The 21,874-nt window shown below is 35.9% G+C and carries 20 protein-coding genes; 15 read left to right on the top strand and 5 right to left on the bottom strand.

What is annotated here, in order from left to right:
• The first annotated feature begins 72 nt into the window (after positions 1-72).
• A complete protein-coding gene (locus GKP30_RS00680; RefSeq protein WP_328703100.1) occupies positions 73-567 on the top strand; it encodes a COG2426 family protein in 495 nt (164 codons plus the stop codon).
• A gap of 160 nt (positions 568-727) precedes the next feature.
• On the opposite strand, the gene GKP30_RS00675 is transcribed toward GKP30_RS00680, so the two are convergent.
• Positions 728-1,969, bottom strand: a complete 1,242-nt coding sequence (locus GKP30_RS00675) for a S8 family serine peptidase (RefSeq protein WP_216827459.1) — start codon at positions 1,967-1,969, stop codon at positions 728-730.
• Positions 1,970-2,404: 435 nt separating this feature from the next.
• On the opposite strand from GKP30_RS00675, the gene GKP30_RS00670 reads away from it, so the two are divergent.
• From GKP30_RS00670 to GKP30_RS00615, 12 genes are all read left to right on the top strand, one after another.
• Positions 2,405-2,641, top strand: coding sequence for a DUF3953 domain-containing protein (locus GKP30_RS00670; protein ID WP_216827458.1), 237 nt, complete (start codon positions 2,405-2,407; stop codon positions 2,639-2,641).
• A gap of 412 nt (positions 2,642-3,053) precedes the next feature.
• A complete protein-coding gene (locus GKP30_RS00665) occupies positions 3,054-3,617 on the top strand; it encodes a hypothetical protein (RefSeq protein WP_216827457.1) in 564 nt (187 codons plus the stop codon).
• Positions 3,618-3,733: 116 nt separating this feature from the next.
• Positions 3,734-4,705: an aldo/keto reductase gene (locus GKP30_RS00660; protein WP_216827456.1), complete on the top strand. Its 972-nt coding sequence runs from the start codon at positions 3,734-3,736 to the stop codon at positions 4,703-4,705.
• A gap of 349 nt (positions 4,706-5,054) precedes the next feature.
• Positions 5,055-5,849 (top strand): HAD family hydrolase, encoded by a 795-nt coding sequence (locus GKP30_RS00655; protein WP_216827455.1) that lies wholly within the window; start codon positions 5,055-5,057, stop codon positions 5,847-5,849.
• Positions 5,850-5,913: 64 nt separating this feature from the next.
• Positions 5,914-6,720: an SMI1/KNR4 family protein gene (locus GKP30_RS00650; protein WP_216827454.1), complete on the top strand. Its 807-nt coding sequence runs from the start codon at positions 5,914-5,916 to the stop codon at positions 6,718-6,720.
• A 163-nt stretch (positions 6,721-6,883) separates the two neighbouring features.
• The gene (locus tag GKP30_RS00645; protein ID WP_216827453.1) at positions 6,884-7,630 is read left to right on the top strand and encodes a class I SAM-dependent methyltransferase; all 747 of its coding nucleotides are present in this window, start codon (positions 6,884-6,886) and stop codon (positions 7,628-7,630) included.
• A 268-nt stretch (positions 7,631-7,898) separates the two neighbouring features.
• On the top strand, positions 7,899-8,498 hold the full coding sequence (locus GKP30_RS00640) for a class I SAM-dependent methyltransferase (protein ID WP_216827452.1): 600 nt from the start codon (positions 7,899-7,901) through the stop codon (positions 8,496-8,498).
• Between the two features lie 117 nt (positions 8,499-8,615).
• Positions 8,616-8,957, top strand: a complete 342-nt coding sequence (locus GKP30_RS00635) for a hypothetical protein (protein WP_216827451.1) — start codon at positions 8,616-8,618, stop codon at positions 8,955-8,957.
• A 474-nt stretch (positions 8,958-9,431) separates the two neighbouring features.
• Positions 9,432-10,223, top strand: coding sequence for an IucA/IucC family C-terminal-domain containing protein (locus GKP30_RS00630; RefSeq protein ID WP_216827450.1), 792 nt, complete (start codon positions 9,432-9,434; stop codon positions 10,221-10,223).
• Between the two features lie 173 nt (positions 10,224-10,396).
• On the top strand, positions 10,397-12,346 hold the full coding sequence (locus GKP30_RS00625; protein WP_216827449.1) for an IucA/IucC family protein: 1,950 nt from the start codon (positions 10,397-10,399) through the stop codon (positions 12,344-12,346).
• 77 nt (positions 12,347-12,423) lie between these two features.
• Entirely contained in the window at positions 12,424-12,819 is a 396-nt protein-coding gene (locus tag GKP30_RS00620; RefSeq protein WP_216827448.1) for a rhodanese-like domain-containing protein, read from the top strand.
• Positions 12,820-13,096: 277 nt separating this feature from the next.
• Positions 13,097-13,594, top strand: coding sequence for a nucleoside deaminase (locus GKP30_RS00615; protein ID WP_216827447.1), 498 nt, complete (start codon positions 13,097-13,099; stop codon positions 13,592-13,594).
• A gap of 253 nt (positions 13,595-13,847) precedes the next feature.
• On the opposite strand, the gene GKP30_RS00610 is transcribed toward GKP30_RS00615, so the two are convergent.
• The 3 genes from GKP30_RS00610 to GKP30_RS00600 all read right to left on the bottom strand — a co-directional run bounded on the left by GKP30_RS00610 (position 13,848) and on the right by GKP30_RS00600 (position 17,842).
• The gene (locus tag GKP30_RS00610) at positions 13,848-15,536 is read right to left on the bottom strand and encodes a formate--tetrahydrofolate ligase (RefSeq protein WP_216827446.1); all 1,689 of its coding nucleotides are present in this window, start codon (positions 15,534-15,536) and stop codon (positions 13,848-13,850) included.
• Positions 15,537-16,051: 515 nt separating this feature from the next.
• Complete coding sequence (locus GKP30_RS00605; RefSeq protein ID WP_216827445.1) at positions 16,052-17,302, bottom strand: erythromycin esterase family protein; 1,251 nt, start codon at positions 17,300-17,302, stop codon at positions 16,052-16,054.
• Between the two features lie 219 nt (positions 17,303-17,521).
• A complete protein-coding gene (locus tag GKP30_RS00600) occupies positions 17,522-17,842 on the bottom strand; it encodes a hypothetical protein (protein WP_216827444.1) in 321 nt (106 codons plus the stop codon).
• 423 nt (positions 17,843-18,265) lie between these two features.
• Here GKP30_RS00600 and GKP30_RS00595 point away from each other — a divergent pair, with 423 nt between their 5' ends.
• Together GKP30_RS00595 and GKP30_RS23855 are read left to right on the top strand one after the other, a co-directional pair.
• Complete coding sequence (locus GKP30_RS00595; RefSeq protein ID WP_216827443.1) at positions 18,266-18,925, top strand: hypothetical protein; 660 nt, start codon at positions 18,266-18,268, stop codon at positions 18,923-18,925.
• Positions 18,926-18,970: 45 nt separating this feature from the next.
• A complete protein-coding gene (locus GKP30_RS23855) occupies positions 18,971-20,083 on the top strand; it encodes an NAD-dependent deacylase (protein WP_328703099.1) in 1,113 nt (370 codons plus the stop codon).
• 210 nt (positions 20,084-20,293) lie between these two features.
• Here GKP30_RS23855 and GKP30_RS00585 read toward each other — a convergent pair whose 3' ends face one another.
• The gene (locus GKP30_RS00585; RefSeq protein ID WP_216827442.1) at positions 20,294-21,646 is read right to left on the bottom strand and encodes a cytochrome P450; all 1,353 of its coding nucleotides are present in this window, start codon (positions 21,644-21,646) and stop codon (positions 20,294-20,296) included.
• Positions 21,647-21,874: the final 228 nt, after the last annotated feature.

The following is a 21,874-nucleotide window of genomic DNA, read 5'->3' as shown; positions in this document are numbered from 1 at the left end:
ACAATTGAAAACATAGATATGATAAGATGAATGAGAGTAAAAATTTTGCCAATTATGGAGGAATTTGTTTTAGTGGATAGTTTTAAGAAAACGATACAAGAGGGACTCATTGAACATTTAAGTTTCTTACCACCAGAAGCTATTATCGTTATTATTTCAGCATTGCCGATTATTGAATTACGGGGTGGGTTGCCAGCAGGAGCATTTTTAGACTTATCATTTCAATCAGCGCTCGTATACAGTATATTAGGAAATCTTCTTCCGATAGCACCGATTTTATTACTGTTCCGACCGATAAGTAAGTGGTTAGTCAGGTTCAACTTCTACGATCGTTTCTATCATTGGTTATACCAGAGGACGATGAGTAAAAGTCGTAAATTAGAAAAATACGGAGCCTTTGGGTTAGTGTTATTTACAGCGGTTCCTTTCCCAACGACTGGGGCGTATAGTGCATGTTTAGCAGCAATCTTGTTTTTCATTCCATTTCGAGTCGCCTTTCTATCAATTAGTTTTGGAGTTTTGGTATCTGCGGTAATTATGGGGATAATTACATATCCATTGTATTAAGTAAAATCTTCTAGGACATTGCAAACTTGATCCAACCCCTAATAATCTTTTTGGTTTAGTAACAGAAGTTAGTGCCAGTAACGAAAATTAAATCATAGAAGCAATAAAAAAGGCTGCATTATCACGATCAAATCGTAGATCACGCAGCCTCTTTCCTTATTTATCTTTGTAACGCATTATAAACATTCACAATACCATGACCAAAATGTTGACGGCTAGTACCTGTACCACCATCAGCAGTTTGCTGAAGTAATGCTCTAATTTGCGCAGGTTTCATATCAGGGTTTTGCGCTTTAACGAGTCCGATTGCAGCAGCTACCTTTGGAGCAGCCATACTTGTACCGATCATAGAGCCATATCCACCTTCAACCGTAGATAATGTAGGATTTTCACGATCTCCACCAGGACCTGCAAGATCTACATTTCCATAGTTAGAGTAAAAAGCAAGCTCATCGGTAATAGTAGAAGAGGAAACACTGATGACCCAAGGGATATCAGAGAATGTATCATGTAATGGACCTGACCACTGTGCTCCTTCTCCAGGGACAGTATTCATTTTCTTGCCTAAATCAATTGCGTTGTTTCCGTTTGCACCAACAATAAACATATCCTTACTTTGTGCATATCTTACAGCACGAGATGCTGTTAAATGGAGCGTTCTTTGTTGTTCATCGTTCATAAAACTGTAAGTACCTAAGCTTAAGTTCGCTACATCGACCCCATCATCAGCAGCTGCTGTAATTCCTGCTAAAATACTTGTCCATCCTGAAACACGGTAAGACGCAATTCCTAATTCAGGACCTACACCCATAACTCTTCCATTAGCGGCAATCGTACCTGCAACATGTGTACCGTGATCTCCTCTAAAAGAGTCATCAGCCGTGCCTGGAACAAATGATTTTGCATATAAAAGGTTTCTTTGTAAATCTGGATGTGTAGTATCAACACCACTGTCAATGATAGCTACTACAACATCATGATTTCCTGCTTGGATTTCCCAAGAATTACCGTCTTTTGTAACTCGTTTAATATCCCATTGATACTGTTCATAAAGATCTGCGCCACTAGTATCCACACGCAAGCCTTCGTCCAATCGGTAAGCAAACTGAAATTCTGTTTCAGGAGAACGAATTTCAACATCCTCTGAAACAGCCGCTATGCCAGATTGACTCTCGGCCCAATCTTTAAAGCGGGGATTTGATGAACTGACACTAACCACCCCGATTTGTGGTACTTCTTGAATAATCTCTGCTCCTAAGCCTTTCATATCTGTAATGAGACTTTGAGGAATGGTTTGACTAGAAAACGTGATGATATAGTCCGTTTTTTCTTCTGCCAATGCCCCAGATCCCCCAAATGCTAGTAACCCTGCTAATGATAACCCTGCTAACCACTTCTTCATAGATTCCCTCCGTAAATTTACAATTTTTTAAATAACTTCAAGAGGGTATATTCGTGTTTCGAAATAAATTCCCTTTCAATGTTTGTTGTTTTTTGAAAAATGAGGAAAAAGTATATTAATATACTAGTAAATATTAAGTATTTCAAAATATGAAGCTAAATCATCTTACCTATAAATATAAGTAATAGCCATAAAGTGCAGTAGGATATATGCCTTATGCAAAATGTTTGTAAGGAAATTGAAAATGATCCACCCAGAAAAAGGTTAACAAGAAAAAGGGTTAACCTTTTATCAATAATAAAAGCTAGTTTGAAATATAGTCTGTAATAAGATTGTCTTTCATATATCTATTAAAAAAGTTCCTTTTTCTTCAAAACATAGTTTTTAAGTAGTATGATTAAAGAATATATTGTTGGTAATGATTGGAGGGGGAGTATGCTTAGAAAGCTAAGAATATTATTTTCTATTATTGTAATCGGGTTAGCAATATTTAGTATGGTAACGGGTAATCATGCATCATCGCCTTTTTTAATGCTGTTTTTATCAGCAGCGATCTTAATGACAGGCCTAATTGAATTACAAAAAGATAAAAAAGCCTTCTGGGGATATATGAGCATCGGTGTATCTTTATTTGTATTTTTTGTATCTATTCAAGGTTTCGTACAGTATTAATGCACATGGGAGTTGTAGTCAAGCAACTCTTTTTTGTGTTCTTTAACTGATAGCAAAAATAAAACAACTTCTTTACCAGCGTTCTATATAAAGCGTTTGTTTGGCAAGGGTTCAAATGATTACATCGGGTTTGTAGTTGTTGTGACGATTTCAACCATTTTAATAAAAAGGAACAAATGAATGTGAAGTCGAAATATTAAGGTAATTAGAATTATTTTATAGTCTTGCATAAAGGTGATTTATTGAAAAAGAAGTGGTTTTTAATACCAAGTGTTACGGAATAAAAGTAGAGTTTTATGAGGTACCGCTCGAAATGATAACTGTAAAATATAAATATTTAGGTCTTCCTGTTTCAAAAAGATATTATGTAACCTATTAAAATTGCTTAAAGAATAGAAAAAGGATGGTAAACATGGAGTTTAAATATGTTTTAAGTGGGACTGGTTGGGCGACTTGTAATCTAGAAATAAACAGACAAAAGCTTGAGTTTACCGCTAGTTATGTTACAAATTGTTTAGATGATTTTTTAGTCGCATTGATGCAAATTAACCCTGATTGTGTCCCTAGCTTGGAATTAAAAAAGGTTAGTAGTTGTCAATGGGACGGTGAACCTGATGGAGTGGTTTGGACTTTTGAGCTAAAAAAGGAACGTGTATTGTCCCTAAAAGCAGAGTACTTTGATGATTTGAGTATGAAAAATAAACCAGAGATCTGGATAAATACAGAATGTTTGTATGATGATTTCTTAAAATGCGTTATTAGAGAAGTCGATTTATTAGTTAAGAGACAAGGAATTGTTGGTTATCGAACAGATTGGGATGATTGTGATTTTACCCTAAGTACATTTTTAAGGTTAAAGCACTCGATCGTTTCTAAAGAACCATTTCCAGTCGAGGAAGTGATTGTTGACAACGATTTAGAAACAAGAAGTCAACTGAGATATGAGTTGGAATTATTGTTACAGGATATCGATTAAACTTTTCATAAGCAAAAATACTTAAAAATAATTTAGTGGATACTTAGTTTCTATTACATAGTCATTTTTTGGGCTTAATTATAGAGCATTCTTATTTAAAAACTGGGGGGCTTATCATGGAGTACCGTACCGTTGGAAAAACTGGAATAAAAGTTTCAAAGTTGTGCTTTGGCACGATGTCATTTGGGGGAAATGCTGATAGAGAAATGTCAAAAGCAATGTTTAAACGCACTCGGGAGGCAGGTATTAATTTTTATGACTGCGCAAATATGTACAGTAATGGTGTCGCCGAAGAAATTCTTGGAGAATGTATAGCAGATTGTCGGGATGAAATTGTACTCACTTCCAAAGTGTACTTTCCAACTGGGGATGATGTAAACTCCAGAGGGCTGTCACGCCGTCATATAATGCTAGAAGTGGAAAATACGTTAAGACGGTTAAAAACGGATCGGTTAGATTTCTACTTTGTACACAAGTTTGATGATGATACACCAATGGAAGAAACACTTCGTGCACTAGACGATCTTCAAGCGCAAGGAAAAATTCTTTATCCTGCAGTTAGTAACTGGGCAGCGTGGCAAATTGCAAAAGCATTAGGCATTTCTGCAAAAGAACGATTGGCTCGATTCGAGTTAATCCAGCCGATGTATAATCTCGTTAAACGTCAATCTGAAGTCGAAATTCTTCCACTTGCTCAATCCGAGCAATTAGGCGTAATCACATACAGTCCACTTGGTGGAGGATTGTTAACGGGGAAGTACGGAGTAAATAGTAAGCCGCAAGAAGGAAGATTGGTCGAACAAGAAATGTATACGAAACGTTATAGTGATCAAATGAACTTTGAAGTGGCTGAACGGTTTACTGCATATGCAAATAAACATGGCGTTCATCCTGCTACTTTAGCGGTTTCATGGGTAATGGCACATCCAGCCGTAACAGCACCAATTATTGGGGCCAGAAATGTAGAACAGCTTGAATATTCACTAGCTGCTTTAGATGTGAATATGACGAACGAGTGGCGTGATGAGATTTCAAATTTATCCATCACGCCACCACCAGCAACCGATCGTACAGAAGAAATAAATTAATCCATAAACCATTAGGAACCTATCTTCCTGATGGTTTATTTTTCGAGATTGTTGCTGTATTAGCTTTTTTGTAACGACTACGAAAAAATGACAAAATTAAACTAATGATAAATCCAAACCAGCAGATAAAAGAACTGCGAAATAAGCTAAAGTGATGAACTAGTTTTAAAACTAAACATAGATTTTTCTAAATAACTTTTTAAGGTTGTTTCCCAGTCTCTAGTTAAGAAACGTATATACGCAATATCTTACAAAAACACCGCTAATATTACAAAATATGGTACGATATTAGTAATTTTACTCCTTAGTTGAAATAAACTTAATCGTTGTTGAGAGGAGAACATGATAAGTGAAACCAAAAGTAATTATTATAGATTTAGATGGTACTCTTTTAAATTCATCTAAAACGATTTCAATGAAGAGCATTGAAGTACTAAAGGGGTTAAAAGCGAATGGGATCCACCTCATATTTGCTACAGCACGACCGCCACGCTGCACTAACTTCAAAGAGTTAAATTTAGCATCAATTGGAACAATGGTCTATTACAACGGAGCATTATTTCATTGTAGTCAAACGAACAAACAAATACATTTTTCAATACCAAAGAAAAAGACGAAAGAACTCATAGATTTCTGTCTTTTCTTAGATAATGCGGCGAATATTAGTATTGAAGTAAAAGATAAATGGTATAGTAGTAAATCTTTAGATTATACAGATATGATGAAAGTAGAACAAAACCCAACAATTATAAGTTACGAGGAATTGATAGGCTATGATTGTACAAAGGTACTATTAACGAATTTTTCCCAATCGGAACAATTGCTAAATAAGTTTGGAAAAGAGCTAAATATTCTCATTACCGATCACGGCGAGCTCATTCAAATTATGTCTCAAAAATCTTCTAAAGAGTCTGCAGTCGAATATATTCTAGATCAACTACAATTAACATTTCATGACGCGATGTGCTTTGGTGATGATTTTAATGACCTAGGATTATTTCAAGCATGCGGATATTCGATTGCGATGGGAAATGCGATCAAAGAACTAAAGGAGATTGCCGATAACATAACGGAAACGAATGATAATGATGGTGTGGCTATCGTTTTGGAGAAGTATAGTAATCGTATGCAAGTAAGTCATTAAATAATTAGTAGAGTAAGAGGAAGGAACCACCGATCGTACTTTTCTACTATATAAGGAGGCACAGATGAAAAATATTTGGCAGAAAGATAATCATTTTTATAGGTTAGACCCTTTAACACAAATTCTATTAACACAAACAGAAGAAAGTTTAAAAGTAAAATTACCAAACTCCTATATCGAACTTTTAAATCAACAAAACGGCGGATATATTAAATACAATACATACCCTACGAACGAACCAACTATTTGGGGGAAAGGCCATATTCAAGTAGACCATCTATTAGGTATTGGAAAAAAGGATAGTATACTAGACAGTAATTATTTGATCGAGGAATGGGGGCTGCCTAAGAAGATTGTTATTCTATCAGGAGAGGGCGATTCGTGGGTTGCTTTCGATTATCGAAATACTATAGAAAATCCACCGATTATTTATATAGAGTGTGAGAGCGAGGAAAACAAGGTGATTAAGCTTGCAAACTCGTTTGAAGAATTTTTAGACGGGCTAACCTTGTACGAAGATAGTCACCAAGAAAATGAGGAAGATAATACTGAAGAAAAACGTGGATTGTGGACGAAAGATGAAGTAGTTAAAGCTTTGTCCTCTAATAATCATGAGGAAATTGTCCTGACATTCAATTTTCTTTATGCTCTTAAAAAGAAGGAATTGAAAAAATTAGAATACGGAACAATAATTGAATGCATGATTTTACAATTACTTGAACACAGCAATGAACAAATTAAGGAAATTGCTGCACTTTATGCAGTGCACTTTACCGAAAAACGATTATTCTCTTCAGGTTACATCCAACAAGTTCTCACGATCCTTCGTGATGATAAGGACTTAGCGGTTTACGCAGATATGCTTCAATAAATATTTAGGCTAAATATTGTTAACTACTAGTTGACGGTACTTTACTACCTTATTAAAATGGAAGTATCTTACTTAGGAGGTTTTTGTTTGAATAACTTCTGTTTAGAGCTGGTAGGCACCTTTTCTATATAAAATAAAAATATAGAGGAGCGTGTTTTCGAAAATGAGTAAATACTTTTTTGAGGCTTTTGAAAATTTAGTTAGGTTAGCGCCAGGTAGCGAGATATCAACTAAAAAAGCGATTTCTATGCTAGACCTACCTGTAAAAGACAATCTAAGCATTTTAGATATTGGATGCGGTACAGGAAGTCACACGATGATTTTGGCGGAAATGTTCCCATCAGCTCATATAATAGCGATCGATACGAATGAAGGATTTTTAAATGTGTTAAAGAGAAAAGTGGATAAAGGTCGTCTTGAAAATCGAGTCACGGTAAGGAATGTATCGATGTTTGAGCTAGAATTTCCTCTAGAAAACTTCGATCTCATTTGGGCAGAAGGCACGATCTATATAGCTGGATTTCAGAATGGATTAAGAAACTGGAAAAAATACCTAAAATCAGGTGGGTATCTTGTTTGTAGTGAAATCTCTTGGCTAAATAATAAACCTTCCTTAGAGTGTAAAACGTTTTGGGAGACAGCGTATCAAGAGATGGATAAGATTGTAAATAAAATCAAGCATATCGAGGAAAACAATTATTGCTATCAATTTTCTTTTGTGCTACCTAAAGAAGATTGGACGGATCAATATTACGTTCCACTTGAAGCAAACCTAGATAAAATGTTAGAAAAATACCAACAAAACGAGGATGCTTTAAAGGTAGTACAAATGCTTCGCGAAGAAATCGAATTGTACTATAAATATTCTGATGATTACAGCTATGTGTTTTATGGAATGAAAAAGAAATAATGTAGACCAACGACGAAAAGGGCTGAAGACAATCAGTCCTTTTTTACATTTAATCATAAAAAATCAATCATTTGAGGGAAGTCTATGACAATAATCCTTTAAACAGTTGAATTGAAATTATACCTGCCGTGGTATAAAATAGGTTGTATGAATAGAAATGAAAGGGAAGTACATAACGCTGTTTTTAACCAGTGAACAAAGTTATTTGATCAATTCAAAATAATGGAATACCCTTTATTAATAAAAATGGTTGAGAGGAGTACTAAGTATGAGCGACTGGAATTCACGTTTTAGTAATGAAGAATATGTTTATGGGAGAGAGCCCAATGAATTTTTAGTGGGTGTTCAGAAAAGGTTAAACCTTTCAGGTCGAGCTTTGGCGATTGCAGAAGGAGAAGGGAGAAATGCGGTCTTTTTAGCTGAACAAGGATTGAACGTCATGGCTTGGGATTATGCTGAAACAGGTTTACTGAAAACGAGAAAACTGGCCCAATCTAAAGAAGTGTCAGTGGAAACGAAACTCGTTGACTTAAATGATGCCAAGTGGCAACCTAATCAATGGGATGAGATTGTCTGTATTTTTGGTCATTTTCCTGTAGAGCTACGAAAGAAAACACTTCTTGGTGTGAAAGAGTCTGTTAAATCAGGAGGCTATTTTATTACCGAGGTATATTCTCACTATCAAATACCATATAAAAGTGGTGGTCCGCAAAACGTTGATCTTCTTTATAAACCAGATGAGTTTTTAGACACTTTTTCAGATTGGCGTATTGTGCACTTTTTTATGGGAGAGGTTGTACGTAACGAAGGGAAGTTACACAATGGGTTGTCTCATGTCATTCAATTTGTCGGACAAAAACCAGAGTAACTATCTGTATTCTGAAATAAACTATACTTAACTTTCGCTCTACCAAAAATTAATTTCCTATTGAAATGAAACCCTCCTTTCTATAAAGGCGTCTAACTTTTTAGAGAGGAGGGTTTCATGATTAGAAGTGTCACATACTACTTTCGTTCATTTGCAATTATAGTTTTCATTGTTACCGTTTTTACGGTCGGTTGTTCAGCAGAGAAAACAATGACGTCCACTTCTTCTTATATTTCTGTTATTGAAAAAGGATACTCAGAAGATTATAAGGAAACGTGGATTATAGCGGTTAACCCAGAGATCGAAGAGAGTGAAATAAAGATTATCGTAGAGGAACCAATGGTTTGGAATTTAATCGAAGTAGATAAAACGTACTTTTCTAGTTATTTGAAAGAAGTAGAGAAGGCTTCGGTTTTAATACAGATTAGCCACCTTGGCGATGATGATACATTAAGGTGAAAAATTAGATTGTTCAGCAAATATGACGATTATTTATTTGTTATAAGGGGGAAATGGATAAACTACAAGAGGTATGAGTTCACCAAAACGGAGAGACATCATGATAAAGATATAAGCTATACTACCTTTACTATAGGTATTCATCCCTTCTTTATAGGCTAAATATTAACTAAATCTGGAATAGAAAGACGACGAAAGCTAGGAATGGTTTCGCCGTCTTTTGTTATGTCTAAACTCTCATTAAATTATTCTACTAAGGTAAGAATTCTCTTTCATCATTTTGGCTTTATGAAAATGTACGTAATCTATATTTTAAATTCTCCAAATTAAAATATAATATAATAATTGACAATGATTATCATTACAGATACGATTGTACTATAATAAACGGAATGGATAAAAAAGGTGAACAACACTTTTGTAGCTAAAGTTGCGTGTGAAAACGACTTAAAGCTTAAAGTTTTGGAGGTTCGTATGTGTACACAACTGATGTCATTAGAAGAACAGCAAAAGTTGGCAAATTACCGGGTTTGTTTTAAAAGAGAAAGCCCTCCAATGTTAAACATTGATGTCATCGATTTGTTTGATCAGGAAAAACTTCTTTCTTTTTTAGAAGAAGTACAGGAAGAGTTGGAAGCACCAGATTTGATGGTTACGGGTTCCGCTTTTTCCAAACGGTACAGTTACCTTATTATTGCTTCTGCGTTTTATTCGTTTTTAATGTTTAATAAAAAATTAGATATGTCAGCTGAAAATATGTCAATTTTATCATCTACCTCTCAAGATAAATGGTTACCTCGTCTTTTCTTTGCCGATCAAACGGCTTACATACCGGAGACAAAAGAGGACCGTAAAGCCTGCAGGGATCAATTAATTAAAGAGATATTTGTTGATCACTTAAGTCCTTTATGGGACAATATTTCAGAGCTATGTAAAGTTCCAAAGCCCATTTTATGGGAAAACACGTCGACTTATTTATTTTGGATTTTCGAGACGTTACTTAAACGGGACGATCTTGTCCCAGCATTAAGGGATACGATACAACTTGATTTCGATTATTTCCTCTATGCAACAGAACATTCGATTTTTAAAGACTACAAAAGTCATCCAATCACTGGTTTCTATTGTGATATGACAAGCCTTGGGGGACAAGCTGTTCGAATTCGAAAAACGTGCTGTCTCTATTACGCCCTTTCTGAAGAAGGGAAGATGTGCAAAGGCTGTCCACGAAGAGGAAGTTACCAAGCTTGTAATAATCTTGCCTAAATTTCCTCACTAAAAAAGGATTTTGCTCATTAAACTCGAATTCTTTCATTAAACAGTGCTAGGGACTGTTAGCATAAACATAAATATTAATATGAATATGAATAAATAACACAACAGCGGCTTATCGTTGTTGTGTTATTGGCAATCCTAAAAAGTAGAGCGGGAGTGGATAGATGTTACTTACTAAATTAAATTTAGAAAAAAAAGAAATGAAAATCCATGATTTCATTGCAACAACATATCCAAAGCTTGTGAATACATATTTAACCATCGTACCTAAAGCTCGGTTTATGATCATGGAGAGAATGATTAATGCTCTTTTAAGAGAAGGGTTTATTCAAAAACAGCAAAAAGAAGCACAGCTTTTACAATCACAGCAAATTGAACTTTCCTTTCAAAAAGGGAAGATCATCATTCCAATCGCTGAAAAATATAGTTATGATCGGTATAAGCTTAAATCGAATGTAACACTTATTGATCATGAGCTAACTGTTACTGAAGTTTTACACCCCATCTTTTTAGTGGAACTATTGAAAGAATATATGGAAGAACAAAACATCACGTATTCCAATTTAGAGGGATTTCAGTCAGAGCTAGCTGATAGTGTGGCCAATATGGGATTAGGCTTGTTATTTCAGGAAACGAGGTATGAAGAGTTAAGAGGAATTGGTCAGAAAAACAACTGGCAAACGACGTTAGAGCTTGTAAATGGCTTAGCGGATAAAGATCCGACTTTTGATCGGTCCTTGTTTTTTGAACAATCGTGTGTAACAGGTCACCAGCTGCATCCTTGTACCAAATCCAAAATTGGGTTAACGATCGAAGAGGTTATGCAGTACTCCGCGGAGTTTGATCACGTAGTCGAACTGTCTTTAGTGGCGCTTCATAAAGATGTCACTTATGTAAACCCGCAGTTCGAACCCCAACAAATGAACGAATTCTGGTCCAATGAATACCCCGAGCTCTATGACTGTTTTATCAATGGTTGTTTAGACAAAGGAGTAAACCCTGATGAATTTGTGGTTTTACCCGTTCATCCGTGGCAGAAAAATCAAACGATACCTGAATTATATGCTAGTGAATTAGAAAAGGGTGATATCTTTTTTATTGACAATTATAGCCTGCCAACAAAGCCGACGTTGTCGGTCCGAACGGTTGCACCGGTTTCTGTCGATAAAAAATACCACCTTAAACTACCGATCAACGTACAAGTGACTAGTGCTGTTCGAACAATCTCTCCAAACTCTGTCCATAATGGTCCAGAATTAACAGGAATTATAAAAACAGTTTTAGAAAGAGAAGGATACTTCAACGGAAAATTTGGGGTTGCAGGAGAAGACTTTGGAATTCGTTTTAACTCAACAATCAAAAATGACACCCAATCGTATCATCGAAATAAAAATCTATCGCTGCTTATTCGCCCAAATCCAGAGTCGCTTGTCAATGAAGATGAAACTGTACTGGTCGCCTGTGGACTTTTTAGCCCGTCTCCTGTTTCAAACCGTCTAGTTGTGTATGAAGCGGTAGATCATTACCACATACGCCATCCGTCTTATTCCTTACCAGAGAATGTAAGATCGTTTTTTAAAAAATATATTAATGTCGTTCTTTCAGGGATTATTCCGTTGATGACCCGATATGGTATTGGCCTAGAAGGACATTTACAAAACTCATTGATCGTTATTAAAAATGATGAGCCTGTCAGAGCGTTAATTCGAGATTTAGGCGGGGTAAGGGTTTATAAAAAAAGATTAGATCAACAAGGGGTATCTGGTACGTTTTATCCTAATTCCGTTACGATTGGTGACGATTTCGTTGAAATGCAAAATAAGGTTATCCATACTGTATTTCAAAGTCACATCGGTGAACTTACCGCTCACCTAGCAAGAGAGTATCTGATTGATGAGCATGAGCTTTGGGATCTTGTAAGAGAAGAGTGCCTCAACATCTTCACCCAGCTTAATCAGGATGAAACATTACGAGAAGACGTAGAAATGGATCGAGCGGCGTTGCTTGCCCGAACAGTTGAAACAAAAGCATTGACGATTATGCGGTTAAAAGATGATGTAACTGATTATGCGTATATTGGGGTTCCTAATCCGTTGTATAGAACTATAGATTAAACAAAAGGAATGAAAAGTGCTGAATAGAAAGTGTTCGGTACGTCAATAATGATGTTGTTAAAAAAGGAGGGATATTCATGGCACTAACGTTCAAACAAATGGTAGGGACAGCTAAAGAAAATGTACCTGGAATTTCTTCAGCTGACGCACGTGAAAAAATGAATCAAAACCCAAATACACTTGTGATTGATGTACAAGATGCTACAGATGCAGGTGCATGTGGCTTAATTCCGAGCAGTATGAACATTTCATTAGGAATGTTACCGATTCGTGCAGATCTTGAATTACCAGAACACCTAAGAGCACCAGAATTGGCGGATCGAAGTCGTCCGGTGATTGTCACTTGCGGTGCTGGAGGGCAAGCTGCTCTTGGCGCGTATCTATTAAAGCAAATGGGCTTTGATGATGTAGCCTACATAGAAGGTGGTACAACCGCTTGGAAAAATGCTGGGTTTGAAGTGGAGAACGCTTAATAATATAATTTATGAGCTGTATTTTCTATCCAAGGAGAAATGGCGATCAACCAGTTAAGGTATGATCGTCATTTTTTTGCCTGTTTTTTCTCAACCTGGCATGAAAACGGCACTACAGTAGGAAAATAAAAATGCTATTGTAGTGGTTGCAGCTTTTATGACTTTAAAAAACCTGTGTTGCTATTATTAAAAGAGTTACTTATCTTTCCAAAAACGATGAAATATGAGTAGAAAGCTACTCAACGATATCCATGAAAAAAATGGAGGAGGTAAAAATGTGATCGTCAATTTTAATGAAATCAACCATTACTTATATATGCAAGAGGCTTTAAAGGAGGCCCAAGAAGCTGGTAAACGTGGGGATACACCAATAGGTTCTATCATTGTTCATAATGATATGGTTATATCACGAGGTTCTAACCGGACGTTCACACAAGGAAATGATTTAGCGCATGCAGAAATCAATGCATTGAATAACTGCAAAGCTTTCTTAAAACAAAATGCTTTGAACTGTATCTTATACACGACCGTTGAGCCTTGTATGATGTGTTTATCAACAATAATCACGGCAAACATTAGAAACATTGTTTTTGGCTTAGAAGATAAGAGCTTAGAAATGAAGCATTTTATAAATTCGAACTCATTCATAAATAAACGATTGCAAAATTATCAAGGTGGTGTGCTGTCAGATCAATCGGCGCAAATTTTGAGAAGCTATAATCCACATATGGCTACGATTATGATCAACGGTTTAGAGGCAGAGCCATTGCCATGATGGTTTCGCGATTAGGTTAATTTAAGTAGTCTAGTGATCGTGAGTAAGTTGCGGTTATCTGGTTAACAAAGTGCCAGGGATGAAAAGTGAGTTTAGGGGATTGAAAGGCCTCTATTTTACTATTAAGCCACGTTTTTCGCCTGAATTTCAGTAAATAAGAGCCTGTGGGTGCTCTAAATTTTCAAAACTGTCGATTGACCAATGAACTTACAACGAAAACCGCGTGGGAAGCTCCCACACGGTTTAGTATGATCTAGAAAAGTCCTAAAGCACGACCGTCTTCATCGACATCCATCTTTAACGCAGCTGGTTCTTTTGGAAGGCCAGGCATGGTCATGACATTTCCTGAAAGGGCAACGAGAAAGCCAGCGCCAATTGATGGTTTAAATTCACGGATGGTGATCGTAAAATCGGTTGGTCTACCTAGTTTCGTTGGATCATCGGATAATGATACAGGTGACTTCGCCATACAAATTGGCAAGTTATCCCAGCCTAGAGCTTCATATTGGGCAATTTGTTTTTTCGCTTTATCTGAAAACTCAACCGCTTTTGCTCCATAGACGGTTTGTGCAATTTTCAAGATCTTATTTGGAATTGAGTCATTGACATCATATAAAGGTGCGTACGAATGATCATTTTTATCAATAGCACTTAAGACTTGGTGAGCTAAGTCAATTCCGCCTTCTCCACCTTTTTCCCAAACTTCAGTAAGAGCTACAGCATATCCTTCGCTTTCACAAAAAGATTTCAATGTTTCGACTTCTTGGTCTGTATCGGATGTAAATCGGTTAATGGCAACAACGAAAGGTAAGTTAAAGGCTTGGATCGTTTCAATATGTTTTTGTAAGTTACTTAATCCATCACGTAATGCATCGACCTTTTCCATATGTAATTCTTGTTTTGATACGCCGCCATGCATTTTCAATGCACGTATCGTTGCTACGATCACAACAGCTTCTGGTTGAATATTGGTAAAGCGTGCCTTAATATTTAAAAACTTTTCTGCCCCTAAATCAGCACCGAAACCAGCTTCAGTGACAACGATATCGCTCAGCTTTTGTGCCATTTTTGTTGCGATTACACTATTACAGCCATGAGCAATATTTGCGAATGGACCACCATGAATTAAAGCAGGGGTATGTTCGATCGTTTGAACAAGGTTTGGTTTAATCGCATCCTTCAATAAGAGGGTAAGTGCACCTTCTACTCCAAGGTCAGCAACTGTTAATGGCTCTTGATCTACATTATAAGCGACAACAATTTTTGCTAAGCGTCGTTTTAAGTCTTTTAAATCTGTTGCTAAACAAAATACAGCCATAATTTCTGAAGCGACTGTAATATCAAAGCCATCTTCGCGAGGGACACCTTGAATGGGACCACCTAAACCGACAACAACTTGTCGTAAGGCACGATCATTTAAGTCTACGACACGCTTCCAAACAATTCGTCTTGTGTCGATTCGCAGTTCGTTTCCTTGATGAATATGGTTATCTAAAAATGCTGCTAATGCATTGTTAGCTGTGGTAATGGCATGAATATCACCTGTAAAATGCAGATTAATTTCTTCCATTGGCAATACTTGCGAGTAGCCACCACCTGCAGCTCCACCTTTTATCCCCATAGTGGGTCCAAGTGAAGGTTCGCGTAAAGCAATCATTGCTTTTTTACCTAGCTTGTTTAGCGCTTGTCCTAAACCAACAGTTACCGTAGATTTACCTTCCCCAGCAGGAGTAGGGTTAATTGCAGTTACTAATACAACCTTGCCATCAGGATGATTAGTCATTCGTTTCATTAAGTCTAGTGAAATTTTTGCTTTATAGTGACCATGTAACTCTAATTCTTCATCTAATATGTTGAGACTTTTTTTAAATTCTTGAATGGGCTTTAAGGTTGCAGCCTGAGCAATTTCAATATCTGATTTCAACGGTTTATTTGTTTTCATTGTTCATCCCTTCTCCACTCGTACATAAGATTGTTATATTCTTGGAAATTATATTCGAGTCCCTACTTAAATATAGCAAAATAGGTATAAAAATCAAAGGAAATCATAGAAAAGCTTCGGAATTTGCCTATAATTCAAAAGATTACTTTAAAGCGTTAAAATGGTGATAGCTTACAATTTATTATTTTAATAAAATAAAGAAGTATTTATATATGTAGGTAAAGGATAGTTATTGCCACACTGTTTTCATCGGAAAAGTGAAACTAAAAGTAAAACCCCACTGGTGGAGTGGAGTTTGAGGAGAAATGATAGTGGCCTCTCTTAGGAGGAATAACATGAAGGAGTCGTTATCCGATTAGGTTTAACGAGGCCAGATTAAACCTTTACTAATATATATGTTAGTAGGTTTAGTTTTATGACTAAAGTAAAGGAATTTTTTCAGAAATTTTAATAATAGGCGTTTGGTACGTGTGAAGGGTCTGATTTAAGTGTTTGAAAAAATTGTGAGCTTCCCGTTAAAGTGGTGAAAGAGCTGATGTTTTATCGATATGGATAAAAGCATCATATCGTTCTGATAGGCGGGAGGGTACATAGTTACCGCGATGTTCCAATTCTGGATGATAAACGACGCCAATCGCGCGGTGCCCAATGACACTTGAGAAAAGTACTTTGTTTTCTTCAGTAAACATTAAGTACTGATTGTATGCCCCTGCATTATGAATAGCTTCTTCCCAACTTCCTCTAGCACCTTTAGGTACTGACATGATTTCAGCTGATGCACCCCAACTCGTCCCAGCGATAACCGTTCCTTCGTATGTTCCAAAACCAATAGCGTAAACATTGTTTTCTCCGTAAGTTTCACGAGTTAATTGACCGACATTTATCATTCCTTCACGGGCCATATCTTTAGCACGCGCATCACCAATATGGGTGTTATGTTCCCATACAATCCCTTTGGAAGAAGTCCCATAAAACTTACTGATATGTTGAAGTGCTTCAACCATATGACGATCACGGATATTCCACGACTCATTATCGTTTGTGACCATCGTGTGATAATAATGTTCAGCGTTCATAGTGGCGATCGCATTAATATTCATATTCAAATTAGCTTCAGGATCTTGATCGTATGCTTTTTTGTTTTCCTTTATAGTAGATAACAGTTCCATCACCTCATTCATGCAGTCTTCTCCATAAAATGCAGCTGAAATACCGTACTTTTCTGGTTTCCGATGATAAGGTTCGAAGCACTCAATTGCTTGTAACGCCTTTTCTAAGTCAGGGGATTTAATACTTTCCAAGTAATGGACGATCGCTTCCATCGATTCCCATAAACTATAGACGTCTATTCCATAGAAACCAATTTTTCGCTCTGCTTCTGTTTGGTTGTATTTGTGAAGCCATTCGATGAGATCGACTATTTCTCGATTAGCCCACATCCAACTAGGCCAACGATTGAACGATTTTTTCAGTACATCTTCAGCACTTGAGTACTCTGGTGCCATTCCTTTGATATAACGATTTACTTCATAACATGCGGGCCAATCTCCCTCGACGGCTATAAAATCAAATTGATGTTCTTGAATGAGTTGCTTGGTAATGTCTGATCGAATCGTATAAAACTCACTCGTCCCATGGCTCGCTTCACCGAGCAAGACGTACTTAGCATGGCTAGCTTTTTGAATTAATGGGTTTAGTTCATTCGTATTAGAAAATGGGACCGCATGTTTTTTGATGTGGTCAGTTAATAGGTTTGTTTTAATCAATTGTTTTTCACCTCGAGTTTAGTATGAGCGAGAAAGGAACAAGTAATTCCAGTTACTGGAGGGGGGAATTGGGAGAATGCGGGTATAAACCAGGGAGAATAGTCACCACGAGACGAAAAATTAAAACAATCAATTTAGTCACCGATATGTGAAAAAGGTAAGATCAAAGTTATTAGTTAGTACAACAGGGTTGTGATCATATTTGAAAACAAAACAAAACTATAAGTTTCTCGTTTTATACGGTCTCTTCAATAATTTCTTAAATACTTCTGGGTCCTCGTGCTTTCTAGAATTTACCCACTTATCGAATTTCTGTTCAGATATGCGACCTTCAACAAGCCCAATTAAAAATAAATAATGTTCTTGGTCTACTGCCATATCTTGTAGCTCTTTATTAATTTTCTTTTTTAACTTTGAAGGCTGTTGAAACGATTGCTTACTAGAATTAATTAATCTAAAACGCTTCCGTTTTTTTCGTGCTAAATGAACGGGAATGTAAGAGAAAATAGCAATAAAGATTAAAATAACAACTATATCCATTAGGGTCTCCTTACCTAAATAATGTTTGATTTAATAGATTTATATGGTATTATTTTACTAGTTTTAGGTTATTATATCATCTTATGTAAATTTTTTCTTGTTTGAAAATCTATTAATCAATCCTTTTAAGCGCAGTTAAAAGAAAGGAGGAGTTTTTTGGGACACTGGTTGAAATCATTATTTGTCAAGGATTTATCTTCTGATAAGGCTAAAAATGACTATAAAAAAACCGCTCCAAAATTCAGTCTAAGATTTACGAAGCAATGTCACTTTTGTAAGTCAAAACAAGGCTATTTTACTAAATATGAAATTAAGGGACAGCATGCAAACGTATGTCCAAAGTGCTTGGAATATGCGGAAAGAAGGGCTTTTAGGAAAATACACTAAGTTGTTTAAGACGTTATTGTCAGGAGAAACTTATAAATGAAACTAAATAAGACACAAAAGAATTTTAGGGCACAAATGGAACAACTAAAAAGAGAGGGTTATTACCCCGAGGATGAGATTTATAGTACGGTAAGAAAAAGAAATTTTATTACTAGAAAAACAGTTGGAGTAAGTTCTTTCTTATTATTCATTCTTCTACTGTACCCGATTTATGGAATTTTAAGCACAACCGATAATTATTTTACAGCTGGGAAACATAGAGGAGTGATTAATTATCTTGAAAAGTCCTTCAAATATGAGACGCAATTTCATATTGCTTTAAATGATGTTATGAATAACATTCCACCAAAAACAACCTCAATGAATGATTTTCTCCTAAAAGTTAATCAATATGAAAATGATCTAAAGTCAGCCTATGAACAAAGCTTGAAGATAAAGAAACCAGCAGTTTTGGAGTATTATGATCAAGAGTTCACGTATAGGTGTCAACATACATTAACTTTACTATATATACTAAAAACAAGCGCGCAAACAAATAACTTTAATTATGACCAGATTAACATGATTGTAGATGAAATCAACTTTAGTTATACGAAAGGACAAATAATATTAAGGACTGCTCTAGAACAAATGGATATGAATTATTCAGTCGATGAAACTGGTGTAATTACATATATAGAATATTTAAGGTTTTAAAATACTCAATTATAATTGTTTTTACTTAATGAAAGAGGTGCAAGGATGGATATTCAGGAATCATGGCAACCCATTCTTATATTAGGTGGTGAAGGAGGAAGTGTCACCATATTAGGCAAAAACATAGGTAATACCGAGTGGGTTTTTAAGAAAAGGACAAATGAAGTTTTCTCATTCAAGGAAATGGATAATGACCAGAATATAGAAGATAGAGGAACTAGGCAAATTAAAAAGGTAATTAAGGTTAAGCCCTCAATTAAACAAACAATGGAAGGGACTAATTGGGAAGACGCAATAACAATGATAGAAGAATTCCCACTAGAACAGTTGTCACCAAAGAATGTACATCCTTTTTTCAATAAAAGAATTTGGGATATTGTTTCAAAGAGATCGTTATCAAAATACAAACTTAAAAGATGGGCTAAAGCTTGTTTTCCAACGATTACGGATGAAATCTTTGAACTTTATGAAGCACTGTATGCCTCTATACATACGGTCGTTTTGACTGGAGCTGGAATGAGTGTAGAAAGTGGAATTCCTGATTTTCGTTCAAAATCTGGTTGGTGGAAGAACATTGATCCACTAACCGTTGCGACAGTAGAAGCACTAGAAGAGAATTATGATTTGTTTCATGAGTTTTATACTGTCAGACTCAAGACGCTAGGAGGGTGCAAGCCACACGAAGGTCACCATATCCTAGGGAAATGGGAGAAAAAAGGACTTGTTCATGAAATAGCTACACAAAATGTGGATGGATTCCATACAATGGCCTCTAGCTCCCAAGTCGATCAATTGCACGGCTCTATTCGTACATTTCGCTGTCATCAATGTGGCAGCGAGGCAAGTCTAGATCAATTTATTAATAAAGAGAGCTGTAGCCTTTGCAATGGGAAACTGCGTCCAAATGTCGTTCTTTTTGGTGAAATGCTACCTGAACAGGCGTGGAATAATGCTCTTAATCATATGCAACGAGCTAATCTTGTTATTGTAATCGGAACGAGCCTAAAGGTGTACCCTGTTAGCCAATTACCACAAATGACGAACGGAAAGACGATCTATATAAATAAAGAAGTAAATGATTTACATTCATTTTTTGACTTAACAATTGAAGGTAGTGCTAAAGAAACATTAAGTTCAGTTGACCAATTAATTCGGTAAAGACAAGAGTTCCATTCGTTGTTGAAGATTAAGAGGGACATTTTTTTATATTGATAGAAACATGCTAGCAGAATATTAGCAGTTGATAGCATGTTTCTACATCATCTTTTATAACTAGTGAATAGTATACATATTTCGATGTTAGTACTTAATATTCTACTTGGAGAAACTGATGTAATTACAGGTGATCATTAGCTTTTCCTCTTCGTATTATCGTTTTGAAACAATCATTTTAACACCATGTTTAGGCCTAAGTGTAATGAGAGGTTGAGGTTTTACTTTGTGATGAACAGGTGCTAGAGTTACTTGGTAGCGTTGGTAAATACAAGCTAAAATAAGCACAGCTTCCATTACTGCAAAATGATTTCCAATGCAAACTCTTGGGCCTCCACCAAATGGGAAGAAGGCAAATTGCGGAAGTGTCTTCAAAAGACCCGTTTCAAACCTTTCTGGTAAAAACAAATCAGGTTCATCGAAGTAAAGCGGATCTCGGTGCATCACATAGGGACTGATCAGTATCATTTCACCTTTTTTAAAGAAATAATCACCTATCTCTACATCTTCATCTACTTGCCTTCCTATAACATAAGCTGGTGGAAATAGTCTTAGTGACTCCCAAAAAACATTTTGAGTATAAGTAAGCTGCGTATAATGATGTGGTTCCACTTTTCGATCCCCAATTATTTCCTTAATCTCTGCATTTAATTTGTTCATAACGTGTGGATTGTTAGAAAGTAAATACATAGTCCACGTTAGTGTATTGGCTGTTGTCTCATGTCCTGCTAGGAAGATAGTCATTAGTTCATCCATTAGTTGTTGATCTGACATTCCTAACCCATCTTCTTCAGACCGAGCTCTCATTAATATCCCAAGTAGGTCTTCATATTTGTCGTCGGTTTTTCTTCTTATTTCAATAATATTTGTTAGTGCTTGCTTGAGTGTAGCGATTGATTTTTTATAGTGCTTGTTGTTCTTTGTTGGTAACCAAAGTGGCATAGGTAGGATGGATCGCATTCTTTTAACTGCTATTTTCATATAAGTTTCAATTGGTTCGCCAATTACCTTAGAACCTTCCTCGAAATTCATACTAAACATGGTTTTTGTAATGATCCCTAGTGTGATATTCATCATCTCATTTGACATTTGATATTCAAGACCATGCTCCCAATCTTTTATATAATTAGTTGTTACATCAATCATCTCTTGAGCGTAGTTGTTTATATGTGATTTTTTAAAAGCTGGTTGTATTAGCCTTCTTTGCTTTAGATGGTAGTCTTTTTCACTGGTTAGCAAACCTTCTCCAACAACATCTTTAAGGACTTTCAAATCTTTAGATTTAATAAATTTACTTTGCTTAGTAACTAGGATTTCCTTAATTAAATCGGCTTTTGAAACATGGTAAACTTTTTGGGTGGGTCCTAACCGAAATTTTGCAACATCACCGTAGTCCGCTTTTAGTTTTGTTAAAAAATGTAGTGGGTCTTGTGCAAACGTATGAAGGTTTCCAGTTAACCACTTTCCTTGTGGTCCATTTATCTGACTCCATTTTTTAAATTTTTCCATGTCGTTTGATACCTCACTATTAATAGTCTGCTTGATTAATATATGTAGGTAAAGTAGATACGCTTATGTGATTGACTACATGTAGCGACTAATTGTAAGAATAACCCTTCAATCTCCAAAAAATATTTTCTTAGACTATTAAAATGCCTAAAAATAGTCAAATTTAGGCAATATAGATAACCATTCACATATTACATGAATAATTTATTTATGTACCTATTTTTCATT

This window comes from Alkalihalobacterium elongatum, assembly GCF_019024285.1.
GTDB classification, from domain to species: Bacteria; Bacillota; Bacilli; order Bacillales; family Bacillaceae_F; genus Alkalihalobacterium; species Alkalihalobacterium elongatum.
The sequence above is the reverse complement of the archived record's forward strand: the minus strand, read 5'-3'. Positions and strand labels throughout refer to the sequence as shown.

Excerpts from the sequence above, each read along its gene's own strand:
- GKP30_RS23855 (WP_328703099.1), top strand. The coding sequence starts at position 18,971 with ATGGATATTCAGGAATCATGGCAACCCATTCTTATATTAGGTGGTGAA.
- GKP30_RS00640 (WP_216827452.1), top strand. The coding sequence starts at position 7,899 with ATGAGCGACTGGAATTCACGTTTTAGTAATGAAGAATATGTTTATGGG.
- GKP30_RS00645 (WP_216827453.1), top strand. The coding sequence starts at position 6,884 with ATGAGTAAATACTTTTTTGAGGCTTTTGAAAATTTAGTTAGGTTAGCG.
- GKP30_RS00630 (WP_216827450.1), top strand. The coding sequence starts at position 9,432 with ATGTGTACACAACTGATGTCATTAGAAGAACAGCAAAAGTTGGCAAAT.
- GKP30_RS00660 (WP_216827456.1), top strand. The coding sequence starts at position 3,734 with ATGGAGTACCGTACCGTTGGAAAAACTGGAATAAAAGTTTCAAAGTTG.
- GKP30_RS00670 (WP_216827458.1), top strand. The coding sequence starts at position 2,405 with ATGCTTAGAAAGCTAAGAATATTATTTTCTATTATTGTAATCGGGTTA.
- GKP30_RS00675 (WP_216827459.1), bottom strand. The coding sequence starts at position 1,969 with ATGAAGAAGTGGTTAGCAGGGTTATCATTAGCAGGGTTACTAGCATTT.
- GKP30_RS00625 (WP_216827449.1), top strand. The coding sequence starts at position 10,397 with ATGTTACTTACTAAATTAAATTTAGAAAAAAAAGAAATGAAAATCCAT.
- GKP30_RS00665 (WP_216827457.1), top strand. The coding sequence starts at position 3,054 with ATGGAGTTTAAATATGTTTTAAGTGGGACTGGTTGGGCGACTTGTAAT.
- GKP30_RS00610 (WP_216827446.1), bottom strand. The coding sequence starts at position 15,536 with ATGAAAACAAATAAACCGTTGAAATCAGATATTGAAATTGCTCAGGCT.
- GKP30_RS00650 (WP_216827454.1), top strand. The coding sequence starts at position 5,914 with ATGAAAAATATTTGGCAGAAAGATAATCATTTTTATAGGTTAGACCCT.
- GKP30_RS00600 (WP_216827444.1), bottom strand. The coding sequence starts at position 17,842 with ATGGATATAGTTGTTATTTTAATCTTTATTGCTATTTTCTCTTACATT.
- GKP30_RS00585 (WP_216827442.1), bottom strand. The coding sequence starts at position 21,646 with ATGGAAAAATTTAAAAAATGGAGTCAGATAAATGGACCACAAGGAAAG.
- GKP30_RS00635 (WP_216827451.1), top strand. The coding sequence starts at position 8,616 with ATGATTAGAAGTGTCACATACTACTTTCGTTCATTTGCAATTATAGTT.
- GKP30_RS00620 (WP_216827448.1), top strand. The coding sequence starts at position 12,424 with ATGGCACTAACGTTCAAACAAATGGTAGGGACAGCTAAAGAAAATGTA.
- GKP30_RS00595 (WP_216827443.1), top strand. The coding sequence starts at position 18,266 with ATGAAACTAAATAAGACACAAAAGAATTTTAGGGCACAAATGGAACAA.